Source organism: Corynebacterium tuingiense, assembly GCF_046718165.1.
Classification (GTDB): domain Bacteria; phylum Actinomycetota; class Actinomycetes; order Mycobacteriales; family Mycobacteriaceae; genus Corynebacterium.
This window is the reverse complement of record NZ_CP177101.1, coordinates 25,565-42,759: the sequence shown is the minus strand read 5'-3', so window position 1 is coordinate 42,759 and position 17,195 is coordinate 25,565. Positions and strand designations below refer to the sequence as shown.

General features: G+C 59.2%; 15 protein-coding genes. 9 read left to right on the top strand and 6 right to left on the bottom strand.

Annotated features, from left to right (window positions below):
* Positions 1-14: 14 nt before the first annotated feature.
* From ACLI1T_RS00200 to crgA, 7 genes are all read left to right on the top strand, one after another.
* Entirely contained in the window at positions 15-467 is a 453-nt protein-coding gene (locus ACLI1T_RS00200) for an FHA domain-containing protein (RefSeq protein ID WP_239269696.1), read from the top strand.
* Positions 464-1,828, top strand: a complete 1,365-nt coding sequence (locus tag ACLI1T_RS00195) for a PP2C family protein-serine/threonine phosphatase (RefSeq protein WP_298695347.1) — start codon at positions 464-466, stop codon at positions 1,826-1,828. The genes ACLI1T_RS00200 and ACLI1T_RS00195 overlap by 4 nt, the downstream gene beginning before the upstream one ends.
* Positions 1,829-1,831: 3 nt before the next feature.
* Positions 1,832-3,184 (top strand): FtsW/RodA/SpoVE family cell cycle protein, encoded by a 1,353-nt coding sequence (locus tag ACLI1T_RS00190; RefSeq protein WP_411702725.1) that lies wholly within the window; start codon positions 1,832-1,834, stop codon positions 3,182-3,184.
* A complete protein-coding gene (locus ACLI1T_RS00185) occupies positions 3,181-4,611 on the top strand; it encodes a peptidoglycan D,D-transpeptidase FtsI family protein (RefSeq protein ID WP_411702724.1) in 1,431 nt (476 codons plus the stop codon). Before ACLI1T_RS00190 ends, ACLI1T_RS00185 begins: the two co-directional genes overlap by 4 nt.
* Positions 4,611-6,110 (top strand): serine/threonine-protein kinase, encoded by a 1,500-nt coding sequence (locus tag ACLI1T_RS00180; RefSeq protein ID WP_411702723.1) that lies wholly within the window; start codon positions 4,611-4,613, stop codon positions 6,108-6,110. Before ACLI1T_RS00185 ends, ACLI1T_RS00180 begins: the two co-directional genes overlap by 1 nt.
* Positions 6,111-6,113: 3 nt before the next feature.
* Positions 6,114-8,087: a Stk1 family PASTA domain-containing Ser/Thr kinase gene (gene pknB, locus ACLI1T_RS00175; RefSeq protein ID WP_411702722.1), complete on the top strand. Its 1,974-nt coding sequence runs from the start codon at positions 6,114-6,116 to the stop codon at positions 8,085-8,087.
* A gap of 64 nt (positions 8,088-8,151) precedes the next feature.
* The gene (crgA, locus tag ACLI1T_RS00170; protein ID WP_284864825.1) at positions 8,152-8,424 is read left to right on the top strand and encodes a cell division protein CrgA; all 273 of its coding nucleotides are present in this window, start codon (positions 8,152-8,154) and stop codon (positions 8,422-8,424) included.
* 67 nt (positions 8,425-8,491) lie between these two features.
* Here the strand turns inward: crgA and nagE are convergent, their stop codons facing one another.
* From nagE to ACLI1T_RS00155, 3 genes are read right to left on the bottom strand one after another with little or no spacing between them, the layout of a single operon-like run.
* A complete protein-coding gene (nagE, locus tag ACLI1T_RS00165) occupies positions 8,492-10,579 on the bottom strand; it encodes an N-acetylglucosamine-specific PTS transporter subunit IIBC (RefSeq protein ID WP_411703321.1) in 2,088 nt (695 codons plus the stop codon).
* Positions 10,580-10,635: 56 nt separating this feature from the next.
* Positions 10,636-11,400 (bottom strand): glucosamine-6-phosphate deaminase, encoded by a 765-nt coding sequence (nagB, locus tag ACLI1T_RS00160; RefSeq protein WP_411702721.1) that lies wholly within the window; start codon positions 11,398-11,400, stop codon positions 10,636-10,638.
* A 10-nt stretch (positions 11,401-11,410) separates the two neighbouring features.
* Positions 11,411-12,586: an N-acetylglucosamine-6-phosphate deacetylase gene (locus ACLI1T_RS00155; protein ID WP_411702720.1), complete on the bottom strand. Its 1,176-nt coding sequence runs from the start codon at positions 12,584-12,586 to the stop codon at positions 11,411-11,413.
* Between the two features lie 312 nt (positions 12,587-12,898).
* On the opposite strand from ACLI1T_RS00155, the gene ACLI1T_RS00150 reads away from it, so the two are divergent.
* On the top strand, positions 12,899-13,207 hold the full coding sequence (locus tag ACLI1T_RS00150) for a hypothetical protein (RefSeq protein WP_411702719.1): 309 nt from the start codon (positions 12,899-12,901) through the stop codon (positions 13,205-13,207).
* Between the two features lie 352 nt (positions 13,208-13,559).
* A complete protein-coding gene (locus ACLI1T_RS00145) occupies positions 13,560-14,162 on the top strand; it encodes a hypothetical protein (protein ID WP_349852954.1) in 603 nt (200 codons plus the stop codon).
* On the opposite strand, the gene ACLI1T_RS00140 is transcribed toward ACLI1T_RS00145, so the two are convergent.
* From ACLI1T_RS00140 to ACLI1T_RS00130, 3 genes are all read right to left on the bottom strand, one after another.
* Positions 14,152-15,567, bottom strand: a complete 1,416-nt coding sequence (locus tag ACLI1T_RS00140; protein WP_411702718.1) for a phytoene desaturase family protein — start codon at positions 15,565-15,567, stop codon at positions 14,152-14,154. The two genes, ACLI1T_RS00145 and ACLI1T_RS00140, sit on opposite strands and share 11 nt — an antisense overlap.
* 306 nt (positions 15,568-15,873) lie before the next feature.
* Entirely contained in the window at positions 15,874-16,521 is a 648-nt protein-coding gene (locus ACLI1T_RS00135) for a rhomboid family intramembrane serine protease (protein ID WP_411702717.1), read from the bottom strand.
* 99 nt (positions 16,522-16,620) lie between these two features.
* A complete protein-coding gene (locus tag ACLI1T_RS00130; protein ID WP_005280498.1) occupies positions 16,621-17,151 on the bottom strand; it encodes a peptidylprolyl isomerase in 531 nt (176 codons plus the stop codon).
* Between the last annotated feature and the right edge of the window lie 44 nt (positions 17,152-17,195).

Below are 17,195 nucleotides of genomic sequence, written 5' to 3'. Positions count from 1 at the left end.
GAAGGGAGGCCGCCATGGATGCAGTCATCATGCTGGCGCTTCGCATCGGCTTATTGGCTCTTTTGTGGGTATTTGTCCTGGTGGCCTTGAATGCCATGCGGCGGGATACCAATAAATCCGCAGGTGCTATGCCACAGTCGTCAAAAATGGGTGCGTCCCCGCGCAGTCACGCTGCGGTAAAGCAGCTTTCTATTGTGGAGGGCCCCTTGCAGGGATCCCACATGGATTTGGGCACGCTCGAGGAATGTACCTTGGGACGTGCCGCCGACTGTGATTTTGTCACTGGGGATGATTACTCCTCCGGCCATCATGCACGCCTATTTCGCCGCGGCAGCGAGTGGGTAGTGGAGGATTTGGAATCGCGCAACGGAACCCTCGTCAATGGTGTGCGCATCGACCAACCTGAGGTAGTCGGCGCGAACTCCGAAATTAAGCTAGGCCGCACTACCGTGAGGTTGAACGCATGACACTGAAGCTAAACTTTTTTGCCAAGTCGGACCGCGGGCTTATCCGCGGAAATAATGAGGACTCCGGATACGCCGGATCCCACCTGCTGATTTTGGCCGATGGCATGGGCGGGCATGCCGCGGGTGAGGTCGCCTCCCAACTCATGGTCAACCACCTCGAAATCTTGGATCAGGATCCGGGTAAGGAGGACACGGAGGCGCTCCTTGCGGCTGCTGCCGATGACGCCAATGAGGCCATCAGCGAGCACGTCACCGCCCACCCTGAGACCGAAGGCATGGGCACGACGCTGTCCACGATGCTGTTCAATGGCACCACCTTTGGTGTTTGCCATGTGGGCGATTCGCGCGCTTATTTGCTGCGCGATGGCAAGCTCGAGCAAATCACCAAGGACGATACCTACGTGCAGTCCTTGGTGGATAAGGGGGAGCTGGCTGCAGAAGATGTTTCTTCCCACCCACAAAAGTCCCTCATCTTGAAGGCCTATACCGGCCGTGCGGTGGAGCCGACGCTCTTCACGTTCGAAGCCAAGGCGGGTGACCGCATCCTGCTGTGCTCGGATGGACTGTCTGACCCGGTTACGGCTTCCACTATTGAAACCGCCCTTGGCCAGGGAAGCATCGAACAGGCGGGCTCCACCCTCGTGGATCTCGCCATACGTTCGGGCGGACCGGACAATGTCACGGTCGTCATCGGTGAGGTTACGGAAGAAAAACCCGCCACCCACGAGCCTTTTCGCGTTGGTGCGCTGGCGGGTTCGGTAGAAGAGCCCACTCACCCGGATTCTTCTGCATCACGCGCCGCCAAACTCACCCGTAAACCCCAGGTGATTCCGCCGGCCGTTATGGCCGATGAAGACAACGCGGCTTCGGACTCCGATGAAGAAGAGGCAGAGGACGAGCCCCCTCGACGAAAAATTGGGTGGAAGGTCCTCATCGCCCTCATCATCATCTTGGCGCTCGTTATCGGCGCAGGGCTGTGGGTCAAGAATTTCTTGTCCAATAACTATTATGCCGAGACCAACGACGCACAAGAGATCACCATCCTCAAAGGCGCGGACTATTCCCTATTTGGCAAGGATCTAAGCTCCACGCACCAATACGTGTGCATTAATGACAAGAACTCCTTGCTGTTTTCTGCACAGAAGTGCAAGGGAGACTTCACCCCGTTGAAGGTCTCTGACCTGCCCGAGTCTGAGCGCGGCGCGGTAAACCACATTTCCGCCGGTGACCTGAGCGAGGTTCAGGATCAGATTAATGACTTGGGTGAAAAGGCACTCAAGCCATGTATCACTGCGCCGAGCCAAAAAGATAATAAAGACACCAAGGAAAACAAACCTGGGGTCACTTGTAGGGAGGTGTAGCTGATGCAGAAGTTTTTTAGCCGAAGAATCGAACTCGGCCTCCTTATTCTCGCCGCGGTCGTCTTTGCCATTACCTTGGTCAGTTTGGAGCTGTCGCAGGATAATGCGCTCACGACGGACTTGATCTACCTCATCGGTGGATTCATTGGTGTCTTTACCATTGCCCACTTGGCAATGTGCTTCTTGGCGCCCTACGCGGACCAGATCATGTTGCCTATCGTTGCCATCCTTAATGGCATTGGGCTTATCGTTTTGGCCCGCCTGGATTTGGTCAATGACCGGGGACTCGCGGTCCGCCAGGTCATGTGGACCGTCGTTGGCCTCGTGCTCTTTGTGCTGGTCCTGGCGGTTGTCAAGGACCATCGGTCACTCACCCGCTATTCCTATATCTTGGGCGCGGCTGGCCTCGTACTGTTGGCGCTGCCGTTAGTATGGCCACAACCTGATGACGTTGAAGCTCGCATTTGGCTGAACTTCGGGCCCTTTTCCATCCAGCCGGGTGAGTTCTCCAAGATCATGCTGATCTTATTCTTTGCCATGCTGCTGACGCAGAAGCGATCCCTCTTTACTGTGGCTGGGTATCGCTTCCTAGGGATTTCCCTGCCCCGCTTGCGCGACCTCGCCCCCATTCTCATCGTGTGGGCCATCGCCATCATCATCATGGGAATTTCCAATGACTTTGGTCCGGCGCTGCTGCTCTTCAGCACGGTGCTGGGCATGCTATTTATGGCTACCGGCCGGGTCAGTTGGCTATTTATCGGCCTCATCCTCGTCGGTATCGGCGGCTTTGGCATTTACCAAGTTTCTGAAAAGATCCAGCAGCGTTTCTCCAACTTCTTGGATCCGCTAGCTAATTATGATGTCACCGGCTTCCAACTGTCCCAGTCCCTCTTTGGCTTATCATCCGGCGGCATTTCCGGCAGCGGCCTGGGCCAAGGACACCCCGAATTGGTCCCGGTGGCACACTCAGATTTCATCCTTGCCGCCATCGGTGAGGAATTGGGGTTGATTGGTCTAGCTGCCGTTTTGATCCTCTTTGGCATGTTGGTGACCCGCGGATTCAATACCGCGTTGCGTACCCGCGATACGTACGGCAAACTGGTCGCTTCAGGCCTTTCTCTTACTTTGGCGGTACAGGTCTTCGTCGTCACCGGTGGCATTTCCGCCCTGCTGCCGATGACCGGCTTGACCACTCCTTTCATGTCCGCCGGTGGTTCCTCTCTCATGGCTAACTATGTACTGTTGGCGATTTTGCTGCGGATCTCTAACGCAGCTCGCCGACCCATGCAGGAGAACTCGAGCAATGCTCCGAGTGACACCTCCATGTTCCCGTCGGTTCAGGAGGCTTACCGATGAACAAATCCATCCGCCTAGTATCCCTATTTGCCATCATCTTGACCGCGGTTCTGTTGGTGAACCTGACGGTCATTCAGGCATTTTCGGACGATAAATACGCACATAATGCTAAGAACTCGCGCGGGTTCATTGAGCTGCAGAACACCCCGCGCGGCCAGATCTATTCCGGAAATACGGTGCTGGCGCAATCCACGGAAAATCCTGATGAGACCTACTCCCGATCTTATCCCATCGATTCGCCCGCTTTTGGCAATGTCACTGGCTACTTGTCCAGCCAATTTGGTGCTTCGGAATTGGAATCTTCGCAAAATGAAATTCTCAATGGCACGGATGATTCCCTGTTCAAGCAGCACTGGCTCGATACCATTGCGAATAAGCCCACCAAGGGAGCCAATGTAGAAGTCACCATCGATCCGGCATTGCAGCAGGCCGCATATGACCAGTTGGCGGGTCCCGGATACGAAGGTTCGGCTGTGGCCATCCAGCCGTCGACGGGCAAGATCTTGGCCATGGCCTCCAACCCAGGCTTTAACCCAAATTCACTGGTGGGCGAGTCCGCTGATGAGGCCTGGACAGGTTTGCAGGAACAGGCCGGTCAGCCACTGGTCAATCACGCAGCGGCGGATACCTTGCCGCCGGGATCTATTTTCAAGATCATTACGACTGCGGCCGGATTGAATAATGGGTTCGATCCCTCGTCGAGCCTGACCGGTTCCAACGTGATTACCTTGCCGGATACCGTCACGGAGCTGACGAACTACGGCAATGAAAAGTGCAACGGCCAGGATTCCGTGACCCTGCAGACCGCCTTTGCACTGTCGTGCAATACCGCATTTGTGCAGATGTCTGAGCAGATCGGCGCGGATGAGTTGCGCAAGTACGCGGAGGCTTTCGGCATCGGCAAGAAGTACGACTTGGGTGTCTCTTCTTCCGCAGGCACCTTGGGTGACCTTCCGGATGGTGCGGCGACGGCGCAATCGGCCATCGGCCAGCGCGATGTCACCATGAGCGCATTGCAAGCGGCAGTCATGGCCGGCACCGTGGCCAATAAGGGCACGCGCATGGAGCCTTACCTAGTCAATCGCATTACTGATGCCCAGATGAAGGAAATCCGCACCACGAAGCCCAAGAAGGCCGACGAGGCCGTCACGGAAGAGACTGCATCGACCATTAAGGACTTGATGTTTGCCTCCGAGCGTTCTTCGTGGGGCTACGACGGCAATGGCTTCGCATCCAAGACCGGTACCGCCGAGCACGGCGAAGGCTTGGCTCCGCACGTGTGGTACGTCGCCTTTGACCCGGACCGCGATATTGCCGTCGGGGTCGTCGTTAAGAATGGCGGTAACTTGGGCGAATCCGCAACGGGCGGCAGAGTCTCTGGCCCAATTGGTCGTGCCATCCTGAGCGCATACCAGGGGGAACAGTAATGAAGAATACCGAGAACAAAGACCATCTCCAGGAACTCATCGGCAGCGACTACGAACTGCAGTGGATCATTGGCCACGGTGGCATGTCCACGGTGTGGCTTGCCGATGACACTCGTAATGACCGCGAAGTAGCCATTAAGGTGTTGCGGCCAGAGTTTTCCGATAACCAGGAATTCCTCTCCCGCTTCCGCAATGAAGCGGAATCCGCTGAATCTATCCAGTCCGATAACGTGGTGGCCACCTATGACTACCGCGAGCTGGAAGATAATGGCCGCAAATTCTGCTTCATGGCCTTGGAATACGTGCGGGGCGAATCCCTCGCGGATCTGCTTGCGCGCGAGAACACCTTGCAGGAAGAACTCGCGCTGGACGTGCTTGAGCAGGCGGGCCACGGCCTATCCATTATCCACCGGATGGGCTTGGTGCACCGCGATATTAAGCCCGGCAACCTGATGATTACCCAAAATGGGCAGGTAAAGATTACGGACTTTGGCATCGCCAAGGCCGCCGCCGCGGTACCGCTCACGCGCACCGGCATGGTGGTGGGGACCGCTCAGTACGTTTCGCCTGAGCAAGCACAGGGCAAGGAAGTCTCCCCTGCCTCAGATATCTATTCGCTCGGCGTCGTGGGTTACGAGATGCTCGGCGGCAAGCGTCCCTTTTCGGGCGATTCCTCCGTGTCCATTGCTCTTGCCCACATCAACCAGGAGCCAGAACCGCTGTCGACCACGATTAGCGCCCCGGCGCGCGAGCTCATCCGCATCGCGCTGCGCAAGGATCCCAATACCCGCTATGCCGATGGCAATGAATTCACGGTCGCGGTATCCGATGTGCGCTTGGGCAAACGCCCGCCGCGTCCGAAGTCCATTCCGCCCCACCAGCAGGCCCCAGAGCCTTCGCCTTCGGCATCGACCGAGATGCTTGCCGATGTCGCCCAGCCCACCACCATTCATCCGGCGGCGGGGACGGCGGCGAGTGCTCCCGCGCCGCAACGCAAGGCAGCACCAGCTCCGGGCAATGATTCGAAGGGTGGGAAGTCTTTCCTCAAGGGCTTGGGTATCGTCGCGGCCATCGCCGTGCTTGCCGCGGGCGGCTACGCCATTATGAACCTCATGAGTAGCGAGGGTGGCGACAGCGAGCCTTCGTCTACCCAGGAAACTTCCGTGGTCACCGAGTACCGGGATCCCACGACCACGCAGGTAGAAACCCTGGAGGAGGACGAAGGTACGAATGAGACGCCGCAGGAAGTGACGGTAACGGAGACGGAGCCTACTGATCAGGAGGGCAATCAGGCACCGCGTGATAATCGCCGGCAGCAGCAGACCCCGAACCAGCAGGCTCCGACGCGAAACCAGCAGCGTCCGAATACTCCGACGCAGCAACGCCAACCCCAGCAGACGCACGTCGAAAATACACCTGAGCAAAACAACACAGTAAACTCACAGCCCGATGAACTTCCTGGGGATTTATCTGATTTATTAAGACAGGATGGTGACTAAGCCATGGTCAATGACCGGTACCGGCTCGGTGAGATCATCGGCTCCGGCGGCATGTCCGAGGTATTTGCCGCAGAAGACACCACTTTAGGCCGGCAAGTAGCGGTAAAAATGCTGCGCACGGAGATGGCTCGCGATATCAACTTCCGCGAGCGCTTCTACCGCGAGGCGCAGAACTCCGGCAAGCTAAACCATCCCAATATCGTGGCGGTCTATGACACCGGCGAGACCGAGGTGGATGGCATGACCATCCCGTATATCGTCATGGAGCGGGTCAATGGGGCTACGCTGCGCGATATTATTCGCGAAGATGGCCCGCTGCCTGCCCAAGAGGCGGCGGAGATCCTCAAGCCGGTCGCTGAGGCCTTGCAGGCATCCCATGAGGCGGGAATCATTCACCGCGATATCAAGCCGGCGAATATCATGCTCACCAATACCGGCCAGGTGAAGGTGATGGACTTTGGCATCGCCCGTGCATTGGATGATTCGACCTCGGCGATGACCCAAACTTCTGCCGTTATCGGTACCGCCCAGTACCTTTCCCCGGAGCAGGCGCGCGGCAAGAACGCCGATGCGCGTTCTGATGTCTATGCGCTGGGCTGCGTCATGTACGAGGTACTCACCGGCCGCACCCCATTCGAAGGCGAAACCCCCTTTGCCGTGGCTTACCAGCATGTGCAGGAAGAACCGGCCCCGCCTTCGGAGCTTATCGATGACCCCTCGTTGACCCCCACCCAGCGGGTCAATATCGATGCGGTGGTACTGACAGCGATGGCCAAACACCCCGCGGACCGCTACCAGTCCGCCTGGGAGATGGCCGGCGATTTGGATCGCCTGCGCACGGGCCAGGTCACCGAAGCTGCCCGCATGCACGTCAACGAGGATGAAGCCACAACGGCGATGCCCGCGCCGGCGACCGCCACTGCTGCTGCCCCTGCGGCTGCGTCCCACCGGGCACCGATCGAATCGACGCGCCCTACCGGAGAAACCGAAGAGGAAGCGGGCGGCGGCTGGATGAAGTGGCTCGCGCTGCTTCTCGTCGCGCTGTTGGTCGCCATCTTGGGCTATTTTGCCTGGGATTTCTGGCGTAGCGACGATGAAAAGAATAGGGACGGCCGGAACCAAACCGAGGTAGCCGAGCACAATAGCGTCATCGTGCCGGAAGTAGAAAACCGCCCGCGCAATGAAGTGGTCAAAGAACTCGAGGACTTGGGGCTTCTCGTCACCGTGAACGAAGAGGCTAACCCGGATATCGATCGCAATAACGCGATTCGCATCAATCCGGCCCCTGGCTCGGAATTGCAGAAGAATGCCTCGGTGACCCTGACCGTTTCCTCCGGCAAGGAAATCATCGATGTCCCCGATATCACCGGCATGAACCTGGATCAGGCGGCGCAGGTCTTGGAAGAGGCCGGCCTGGAGCTGAACTCAGATATTTCTGAGCGCAACGATGAAGCCCCCGCCGGTCAGGTAATCCAGCAGAACCCCGCAGGTGGTACGCAATTGTCCAAGGGCTCGAAGGTCCGGGTGACGGTGTCTAAGGGCATCGAAAAGAAGCGCGTTCCTGATGTTTCCGGCTTGAACGAGGAGGATGCGCGCAGCCGCCTCGAAGCCAATGACTTCGACGTCAATGTCCGCGAAGTCGATTCCCTAGAGCCGGAAGGAACAGTGCTAAGCGTCTCCAACCAGGGCGCGCAGCTGGAAAAAGGCCAGACTGTCACCATTGAGGTATCCAATGGAATGCTCATGAAGGCACCCGAGGTCATGCACAAGAATCAAGGACAAGCCGAAAATGCCCTGCGCCAGGCGGGCTGGGATGGCCAACTGCGCGTGGGCGAGCCCATTCCTACCGGCGCCTTGGTCGATAGCAATAAGATCGGTTGGGCGTCTATTAATCCTGGCGATACCATCCGCAAGGATCAGGACGTGGAGGTCCGCATCTGGAAATTCGAAGCCTCGGCGCTACTGCCGCAGCCATAGCTACTGGTATCGTAATTCATCAGTAAGCACTGAGATAAGAACTGAAATCTAGAGAAGGTCTCTTATGCCAAAGTCAAAGATCACCCAGAGCTCTGCCACCCAGGTATCGAGCTCTGCCGGGGCGAATCGCACTCCGGTCAAAATCAACTCTGAAGGCACCCCGAAGTGGTACGTGGCCATCATGCTTGGCCTGATGGTCCTCGGCCTGCTGTGGCTCGTGGTCAATTACCTCGCCGGTGAATCCATCCCATTCATGGCAGAGCTCGGCGGTTGGAACTACGGGATTGGCTTCGGCCTCGCCCTTGTTGGTTTGCTCATGACCATGGGCTGGCGCTAGACCGCCGCCAAAAAGAAACCCTCGCCGCCACCGCAAGGTGACCGCGAGGGTTTCTCGTGCTTAGACCTTAGTGTTCAGCCGGCCGCACGCGGGCGACGGCAACGCTCTGGTCAGCGCCACCCTCGTGTTCAATGTCCACTCCAGCGATCTGCTTTCCCGTGGGGCAGACCACCGGGGTAATCAGGTTGATGCCGCGTTCGCGCAGCTTCTCTGACTCCACAGCGATGATGGGGGCCCCGGCGCGGACGACGTCGCCCTTAGCCGCGAGCTTGGTAAAGCCCTCGCCTTTCAGTTCCACGGTATCGATGCCGATGTGGATGAGCAGGTCGAGGCCCTCTTCGGTCCGCATGCCGAAGGCATGGCCGGTCTTAAAGACCATGGTGATGGTGCCATCGACAGGGGCGCAGACATCGAAGGCATCGATCACGGTAGGAATAACGGCAAAGCCTTCACCCACCATGCCCTGGGCAAAGGACTCATCGGGAACCTCAGAAAGCGGCACGACGGTTCCCTCGAATGGGGCGTGAAGCTCGACATCGGTGCCGATCTTCTCTGCAGGGCGAGAGTCTTCGCTGGGCTTCGCGGTGGCCGTAGCTACCGATGCGGAGCCGGTGCGCAGCTGGTGGTTGACCTCATCAAACATGAACTGCACGGAAGGCCCCACGATGACCTGCACGTTCTTTTCGGAGGGGTGGATGACGCCGGATATGCCGGCGCGCTTGATAGTGGGGTCATCGACAAGCGCGCGATCCTTCACGCCCACGCGCAGGCGGGTGGTGCAGTAATCCAGGGAATCGATATTGTCCTTGCCGCCGAGCCCCTCGATGATGCGGGCGGCGGAAGCCGCAGTCTTATCATCGCCCGTGGCGGAATCGTCTTCTTCAGGAGCGCCCTCGTCATCGCCGCGGCCTGGGGTCTTCAGGTTAAACCAGCCGATGAGGTAGTAGAAGATGACGAAGTAGAGGGCGAAGAAAATAACGCCCATGAGAAGCAGCATGTACCACTTATTGGCCAGCGGGTTTTGCGAGGACAGCAGCATATCCACGAAACCTGCGGAGAAGCCGAAGCCCGCGGTCCATTCCATCGCGGCGGCGATAAAGACGGAGAGGCCGGTCAGCAGCGCGTGCACCACGTAGAGCAGCGGGGCGACGAACATGAAGGAGAATTCCAGCGGCTCGGTCACGCCAGTGAAGAAGGAAGCCAGGGCGCCGGCGGCCATGAGGGAGCCGATGACCTTGCGCCGGCCCTTATCCGCGCGCAGGTACATAGCCAGGGCGGCACCTGGCAGGCCAAACATCATGACCGGGAAGAATCCTGCCTGGTAGCGTCCAACGACGCCATCCACGGTGCACTGTCCGTTCTCCCAGATGCCGGGGCACTCTGCGGCGGAGGTGGCCGCGGCGGCCGCGTCGATGGTGGATTGGCCGGATTGGAATTCACCGATGTCATTGATGCCAATGACATCAAACCAGAAGACGGAGTTCAGCGCGTGGTGCAGGCCCGTCGGGATGAGCAGGCGGTTGGCCACACCGTAGATGCCCGCACCCGCGGCGCCAAGGCCCTGGATGGAGGTACCGAAATTGAAGAGCGCGTGGTAGATGAAGGGCCATACAAAGTAGAGGATGGCGGAGACCACGATGGCGAAAAGCGCGGTGAGGATGGGAACGAGGCGGCGGCCGGAGAAGAAGGCCAGGAAGTCCGGCAGCTTGGTGCCGTGGAAGCGGTTATAGACCATCGCGGCCATGACGCCGGCGAGAATGCCGAAAAGAACGTTGCCGTCACCGACGGCATTCCAGCCCTCGGCAGCCCATTCCACGGCGTCATCGCCAGTAAGCGCCGCGGGATCTTCGATGCCGCGGTAACCGGCAACGGCATCGGGGCCCAAGAGCTTCATGAAGGTGGCATAGGCGAGGAACCCGGACAGCGCGGAGGCACCATTGGAGTCCTTGGCCAAGCCAAAGGCGATGGCGACGGCGAAGATCCAGCCAAGGTTATCCAGAACGGCGCCACCGGAGCTGACGAGTAGCTGCGCGACCACGTTATCCTGGCCAGCAACGCTGGCTATCCAGTAGCCAACGCCACCGAGGATCGCCGCGACAGGCAGCACTGCCACGGCGCCCATCAGCGCCTTTCCGAGCCGCTGCAGCGGCCCCATAATATTAAGTTTCACGGCAGGAGTCCTTTCAAAGGCGTAAAGAAGTAAAGAGGGATTTAGTGCGGACGGTGCTCATCCACGAAGCGGTAGTACTCGAGATCCTCCAGTTGGGAGGCCGCATCTTCATCGAGAATCACCGTGGCCCGCGGGTGCAGCTGGAGGATTGAGGCCGGGCAGTGCGCGGATAGCGGACCCTCCACCATGTTGCGGACCGCGGTGGACTTTTCGGTCCCGGTGGCCAGCAGCAATAGGTGGCGGGCCTCGCTGATCGTGCCGAGCCCCTGGGTCAGCGCGTAGCGAGGAACGCTATCCGTGTTCTCGAAAAAGCGGGCATTATCCTGCACGGTCCGTGGGTGCAGCGTTTCCAGGCGGGTGCGCGATTGCAAGGAGCTAGAGGGCTCATTAAAGCCGATGTGCCCATCGCCACCGATGCCAAGCAGCTGGATGTCGATGCCGCCGGCATGGCGAATAGCCTGGTCATAGGCTGCTGCGGCGCGGTTCGGATCCGCGGCATCGCCCTCCGGGCTCTGTACTAACTCATCAATGAAATCGACGTGGCTGGTAAATATGCGCCGGATGGTGGAGTAATACGATTGCTCATGGGAGCGATCTAGCCCCACGTATTCATCTAGGAGGAAGGCGCGACTGCGAGCGAAACTCACCTCCCCGCGCTCGCAGCGGGCGGTGAGTTCTTGATACATCGCGACCGGAGTAGAACCCGTGGCCAGGCCCAAGGTTGCCCCGGCATTGGCATAACGGACGAAGATGTCGGCGGCGGCTGTAGCCACCTCTGCTGGTGTGGAACGGATGAGGATGTCCATGCAGTATTTCCTAACGTGAATCAGTATCTGCCGCGTCGGTGACGTCGATACCATCAGCGATGACGCGTACGGGCTCGAAGTGTGCATTCAGGCCCACGAGGTTGGCGCGCTTGCCGGGAGCCAAACGGCCCACGTCCTTATCCCCCAACACGTCTGCGGCCGTGGTGGAGGTAAACCGAACCGCCTCCTCTGCGCCGTGGCGCGCGGCAAAACGCGCAAATTGCTGCGCCAAGGTGGAGGTTCCACCGGCGATGGCGCCACTGTCCACCCGCGCCACACCATCGGTCACGGTAACGGGCAGGGAGCCCAGCTCATAGGAGCCATCGGCCATGCCGGCAGCGGCCATCGCATCGGTGACCGCAAAGGAGCGGCGGTTATAGGCCATATCCACGGTGCCATCGGCAAGATGCACGCCATCGGCAATGAGCTCTACTCCCGCATCGCCCGCCTTCGAGCCGGTAAGGAGCGCGGCCACCGTGCCGGGTGCACGGTGGTGGATGGGCGGCATGGCGTTAAAAAGGTGGGTGCCGGTCACGGTGACGCCCAAGTCTTTCGCCTGCGCCATGACTCGCAACGTGGTCTCGTAATCAGCTTCGGTATGGCCCAGGCTGGCGATAATATCGTGCTCTGCGCAAACCTCGAGGAGCTCCGCCGCGGCCTGGGTTTCTGGGGCGAAGGTAATGGACCGCAGGTGGCCGCGGGCGGCATCGATCACCGCGCGGAAAAAGTCTGGGTTCCCTGGCACGATGCGCGATGGATCCTGCGCGCCACATTTGGCCGCGGCGATAAACGGGCCTTCCATATGGATGCCAGCGATATCCCCCTCATCTGCCAGCGCGGCAAGCAACTCCGCACGCGCGCACAGCTCCGCCTGCGTTCCAGAAACCATGCTGGCTATCAGGGTGGTGGTGCCGTGGGCGCGATGAAAGCGCGCGGCGGCGCGGCACTGGTCATAATCACCATTAGGAAAGCTTCCGCCATTGCCGCCGTGATTGTGCAGGTCCACAAAACCTGGGACCCACAGCAAAACGTTTGGGTCACCGGATTGCCAGGCCGCGTGCGCTGCGGGGACATCGCCAAGCGAGATGTCTTCAATGCGCCCGCCAAAGTTCAGCGCACCAGCGCCCAGCTCGACGTTCTCGTCGATGTACAGGCCTTCTACGTGGCCCTTCGTCTGTGTCTGCATATGTCATTCACTTATCTTTTGTCCGGGCAGGCACCGTCCCAAAATAGCGCCGATATCCCAGCGCAGAACTATGTTATAACCTATCGGTACCATAAGCCGATGTCAATGACGTCACGTTCGCTTTTTTATGTGAGATTGTCGAGGCCTATCGACTGTGATGCTCAACTTCGTTTAGCCATAGATCCGCACCAGCCACTGGACTACACTGATCTTTAGGAAGTATCGCTTGCCGATGCCACCTCTACCCTCGGTTTCTCTCGAGCAAGCGCGCTGCCAACGCCAACCACCGCATCACGTCAGGAGAACGTAAATATGGATTTAAAACCAGAAACTATTGTTTCTAATATTTTAAGCGATATTGCGGAAGTAAATGATTGGGCCAGCATTGCTGATGCCACCGGCGCTAATGACATAAATGCTTCCTACGCCACCCCTAACGAGGTCTTCACCATCCTCACTGCTGTTAAAAATAGTCCCGATTTGGCCCTCGGAACTGTCACAAATGAGTTCAAGGATTTCCCTGATAGCTGGTCGCCGCGTGATATAACAGACCGGATCTTTGCCTCGTCAGATCCCATCTTCTCGATGATGGATATCTTTATGCGCCCGACCAATGAATGACCTACGGAAGAATAGAGATGAAAACTGACCACGTATCTCCTTTAAGTTACGTAGCCCTTAGCACTGTGGTTGTTGCTTCATGACTAGCCCTATATGTGCATTTTGAGACATATCCATGCTCATTGCCTTGATAATCAGTCTGCTCAACTGGACCCTCCGGTTTTGTCATCAAGCAGCTACCCTGCAAAAGCGCAGGGATAAATTGGGTGCGATCTACTGTCTAAATGACCACTAAGAGTGCTCTTCCGCGATATCGCGCATGCAATTATTATTATTGAAATTATAACCGTTTCATGTCCTTCACAAGTACTCGCCTCGGACATGGCGGGATCCTCATCTCAAGGAGCACACCATGACCAGTCGTTCACCCGCACCGCCGCGGCACCGGTCCCAGTACGTTCTCTTGGCCGGCTTAGCCGTCTCGGTGGCCTATGCCGTCGTCCATATCGCGTTTTCTGATCCCGCCCTGATCGAAGGCACCGCACCCGCGCGCCTGTCCTTACGCAATTACCTTGGCCCAGTGCTGGGCTCTGGCATGGTGTGGGCGCTATTTGCTTACCTCATGGGCAAGGCGTGCTCCCACCGGTGGACCACGGCCTTTTTCGCAGGAGCCGGCATACTCCTGCTCATGTTGGCGGTGCACTACGGGCTGCTTTTCGCCTTTGGCATCTACGACTGGCAGACGGCCTTTTCCTCCAATGCCGCGTGGTTCCTCTTTGCCCTTATCGCCGGGCCACTTTTCGGCGCGGCGGGGGCATTTTCCCACAGGTTGGGCTGGCTAGATTACGTTGCCGTGCTCGGTTTCGTACTGGAGCCATTAGTCACCGGCCTCATTCCCGGCAATAGTATCGAGCCGCAGACCACGACCACCCCTGGATATCTAGCCGCAGTAACGCTGTGGATGATCGGTGCGGTATTCCTCTACTGTGAACGCCGGGCTCCTATTAAGGGGTAGCCACATCCCCCGCGGCCCACCAGCCGGGCATGCCATGGACGCCGGCCCCGGGCGCGGTGGACCCCGAAGCCATGAATATTCCCGGCGCGAGCCGGTGCGGGTGCGCGGAGAGGCGCGGGCGCAGCACGGTCTGCAGCCCGGTCATCGCGCCACCGGCGATATCGCCGCCCACCAGGTTGGGGTTCCAGCGTTCCAGATCGGCCGGACTCGTGGTGTGGGTGGCCAGGACGGTATCGCGAAAACCGGGTGCGAAGCGCTCGATCTGCCACGCGATGAGTCCGGCCACCTCCCCCGGATAACGCTCCTCATAGCCGCGCGGCACGTGCGCATAGGTCCACAGCACAAGCCCACGGGACGGGTCGGCCACGTACTGTTGACACACCATGACTAGGGGGCGTTCGGGCATGCGGCGCTTACCGATGTCCCTTTCCGCCCCACCAATCTCCTCCACGCTGCCGCCCACGTGGACGGTGCCCGCTTGGCCCACGCGGGGATCGGCCCACGGCACGGGTTCGCTTAAGTGAAAGCCCACCTTGTAGACCGCGCTGCCATAGCGCCAGCGCCCCAGGGATCGCCGGGTCCGTGCAGGAAGGTCGAGCCCGCCCAGCCCGAGAACCTGACGCGGGGTGAGGTTGAGGATAAGGGCATCGGCGCGGGGCAGGCTGCGCACATCGGTGATGTCGGCGTCGGTGTGGATGCGGGCGTTGTGGGAGCGGAGGAGGGAGACGAGAGCATCGGCAAGCGCCTGCGTACTGCCTTCCACCACTGGCCAACCGCGGGTCATGCCGAGCGCACCAAAGAGCAGGCCGAATGCGGAGGTAAAAGCCCTGGTAGGCGAGGTAATGGCGTGTACCGCGCTACCGGCGAATAAGGCGCGGGCCTGCGGGGAAGAAAACGCCGCCCGCGCGAGCGCGCTCGCCGGAAGCAGGCCCGGCGCGCCGAATTGCGCCAAGCGGACCGGGTGCTCGGGCCAGCGCACCAGCGGGGTGAGCGCGTTATTCACGTGTGCGTCGATATTGCGCACCACGTGGCCGTGCAGGCGGGTCCACGCCCGGGCATCGGTGCCGAGCCCCGCAGCGGTTTCCTCGAGGGAGGTGTGGAGAATGCCCGCCGGCGCGCTCTCCAGTGGATGGGCCATGGGATAGCGCGCATGGCGCCAGCGCAGGCCGTGGGATTCCAGATCGAGTGCGCGGAAGGCCGGGCTCGCGATGCCGAAGGGGTGACCGGCCGCGCCAAGATCAACGATGGTGCCCGGAAAGATCTCCGTCGACGATGCCGCTGCCCCACCCGGGTGGCTGGCGCGCTCATACACATCCACGCGCCAACCGGCTGTAGCGAGGCGGGCCGCAGCGGTCAGCCCATTGGGCCCTGCGCCGACGATCACAGCATGCGGTTGTTTATCCACAGTCCTCCTTGTGCAGGTCAGTGGCCCCAATCTACCTATTCGCCCACACGATGGGTACAAAGTTATCCACAGGCTGTGGAAGAAACCTGTGGAATATTTATTTCACAGACTTATCCCCACCCTGTGGATAAGTGTTTTCACGGGCTTCCACAGGTGATTTTTCGGCCGCCGATACCGCTATAACCTGTGTGATCAGGGAAAACTCCGGAAAAGCGTTCGGTAAATTACAAGAATGTGGTTATCCACAATGTGGATAACTATTGTGGATTTCTTTCGCACACCCATTCCGGTGATCAAATTCCACAGTTATCCCCAAACCCCAGCTCGCAGGGCTAATAACACAATGATGACCGCAGCGGTGAGAGCGACACCCGCCCAGCGCACGGAATTGTTTCGATGGAAGAGGAACAAGCTCAAGATGATGCCGGTGCACAAGCCACCAAGATGCCCCCACAGGGAGACACCCTCTGCGACGAAGGTATAGCCCACATTGACCAATAAGAGGACGATGGGCGCGCGCAGATCCATCCCGCGTTGCCGGAAGGCGCCCACCAGCATGCCCATCAGCGCAAAGATCGCCCCGGAGGCCCCTACCGTGGGAGTGCCAAAATCGAACCACAGCACCATGGCGGAAGCGCCCAGACAAGAAACCAGGTACGCGGCGATGTATAGCCCAGTATCGAGGGCGCGCTCTACTTCCCTACCTATAAGCAGGAGCACCACCATGTTGACCGCGAGGTGCCCGCCGTCCAAGTGCATGAATTCCGAGGACAGCGCCGTAAGCGGCGCATCGGCGTACTGCGGGCCCCACAGGGCCCAGTCTTGACTCAGCGTCGAGCGAAAGAAGGTCTCGCCCAAAGTTCGAGCTTGTACAGCGGTAATTGACCACGCGATGATGCAGATCGCGGCAATAGTCGAGGTAACGGGGGCGGTGCGCAAATAATTTTTCACCATGGTGTGAAAGCTGACCCTTTGTTGGCAATCGGATAAAAACTAAACGAACCCGGCACCACAGGAAGGAGTGTGGTGCCGGGCGCGGAGCGAGGAAAACGCTTAGGCGATATCGATGGACTCGATGACAACGTCCTCGTGCGGACGGTCCATGCGGTCGGTGTCGACCTTGCCAATCTTGGAGACGACTTCCTGCGAAGCCGGATCCGTAACCTCACCGAAGATGGTGTGGTGGTTGTTCAGGTGCGGGGTCGGCGCCACGGTGATGAAGAACTGGGAGCCGTTGGTGCCTGGGCCGGCATTCGCCATGGCCAGCAGGAATGGGCGGTCGAACTGCAGCTCTGGGTGGAACTCGTCCTGGAACTGGTAGCCCGGGCCACCGCGGCCGGTGCCGGTGGGGTCGCCGCCCTGAATCATGAAGTTATCGATGATGCGGTGGAAGATGGCGCCATCGTAGAACGGGCCGGACTGCTCGCCCTTTGCGTTCTGGGTGGAGTAGTCCTTTTCGCCCTTGGCCAAACCGATGAAGTTTTCAACGGTTACCGGTGCGTGGTTACCGAAGAGATCGATAACAATATCGCCGTAGTTGGTATGCATCGTTGCAGTTGCGGTCTTCTGAGTCATGCCAGCCATTGTAAAGAATTTACTTCCTCTCCGCTGTGCAAGACATAACGCTC

What these genes read in the sequence shown, in the direction of transcription:
- ACLI1T_RS00200 (WP_239269696.1), top strand. Translation starts at nt 15, where the DNA reads ATGGATGCAGTCATCATGCTGGCGCTTCGCATCGGCTTATTGGCTCTT.
- ACLI1T_RS00195 (WP_298695347.1), top strand. Translation starts at nt 464, where the DNA reads ATGACACTGAAGCTAAACTTTTTTGCCAAGTCGGACCGCGGGCTTATC.
- ACLI1T_RS00190 (WP_411702725.1), top strand. Translation starts at nt 1,832, where the DNA reads ATGCAGAAGTTTTTTAGCCGAAGAATCGAACTCGGCCTCCTTATTCTC.
- ACLI1T_RS00185 (WP_411702724.1), top strand. Translation starts at nt 3,181, where the DNA reads ATGAACAAATCCATCCGCCTAGTATCCCTATTTGCCATCATCTTGACC.
- ACLI1T_RS00180 (WP_411702723.1), top strand. Translation starts at nt 4,611, where the DNA reads ATGAAGAATACCGAGAACAAAGACCATCTCCAGGAACTCATCGGCAGC.
- pknB (WP_411702722.1), top strand. Translation starts at nt 6,114, where the DNA reads ATGGTCAATGACCGGTACCGGCTCGGTGAGATCATCGGCTCCGGCGGC.
- crgA (WP_284864825.1), top strand. Translation starts at nt 8,152, where the DNA reads ATGCCAAAGTCAAAGATCACCCAGAGCTCTGCCACCCAGGTATCGAGC.
- nagE (WP_411703321.1), bottom strand. Translation starts at nt 10,579, where the DNA reads ATGGGGCCGCTGCAGCGGCTCGGAAAGGCGCTGATGGGCGCCGTGGCA.
- nagB (WP_411702721.1), bottom strand. Translation starts at nt 11,400, where the DNA reads ATGGACATCCTCATCCGTTCCACACCAGCAGAGGTGGCTACAGCCGCC.
- ACLI1T_RS00155 (WP_411702720.1), bottom strand. Translation starts at nt 12,586, where the DNA reads ATGCAGACACAGACGAAGGGCCACGTAGAAGGCCTGTACATCGACGAG.
- ACLI1T_RS00150 (WP_411702719.1), top strand. Translation starts at nt 12,899, where the DNA reads ATGGATTTAAAACCAGAAACTATTGTTTCTAATATTTTAAGCGATATT.
- ACLI1T_RS00145 (WP_349852954.1), top strand. Translation starts at nt 13,560, where the DNA reads ATGACCAGTCGTTCACCCGCACCGCCGCGGCACCGGTCCCAGTACGTT.
- ACLI1T_RS00135 (WP_411702717.1), bottom strand. Translation starts at nt 16,521, where the DNA reads ATGGTGAAAAATTATTTGCGCACCGCCCCCGTTACCTCGACTATTGCC.
- ACLI1T_RS00130 (WP_005280498.1), bottom strand. Translation starts at nt 17,151, where the DNA reads ATGGCTGGCATGACTCAGAAGACCGCAACTGCAACGATGCATACCAAC.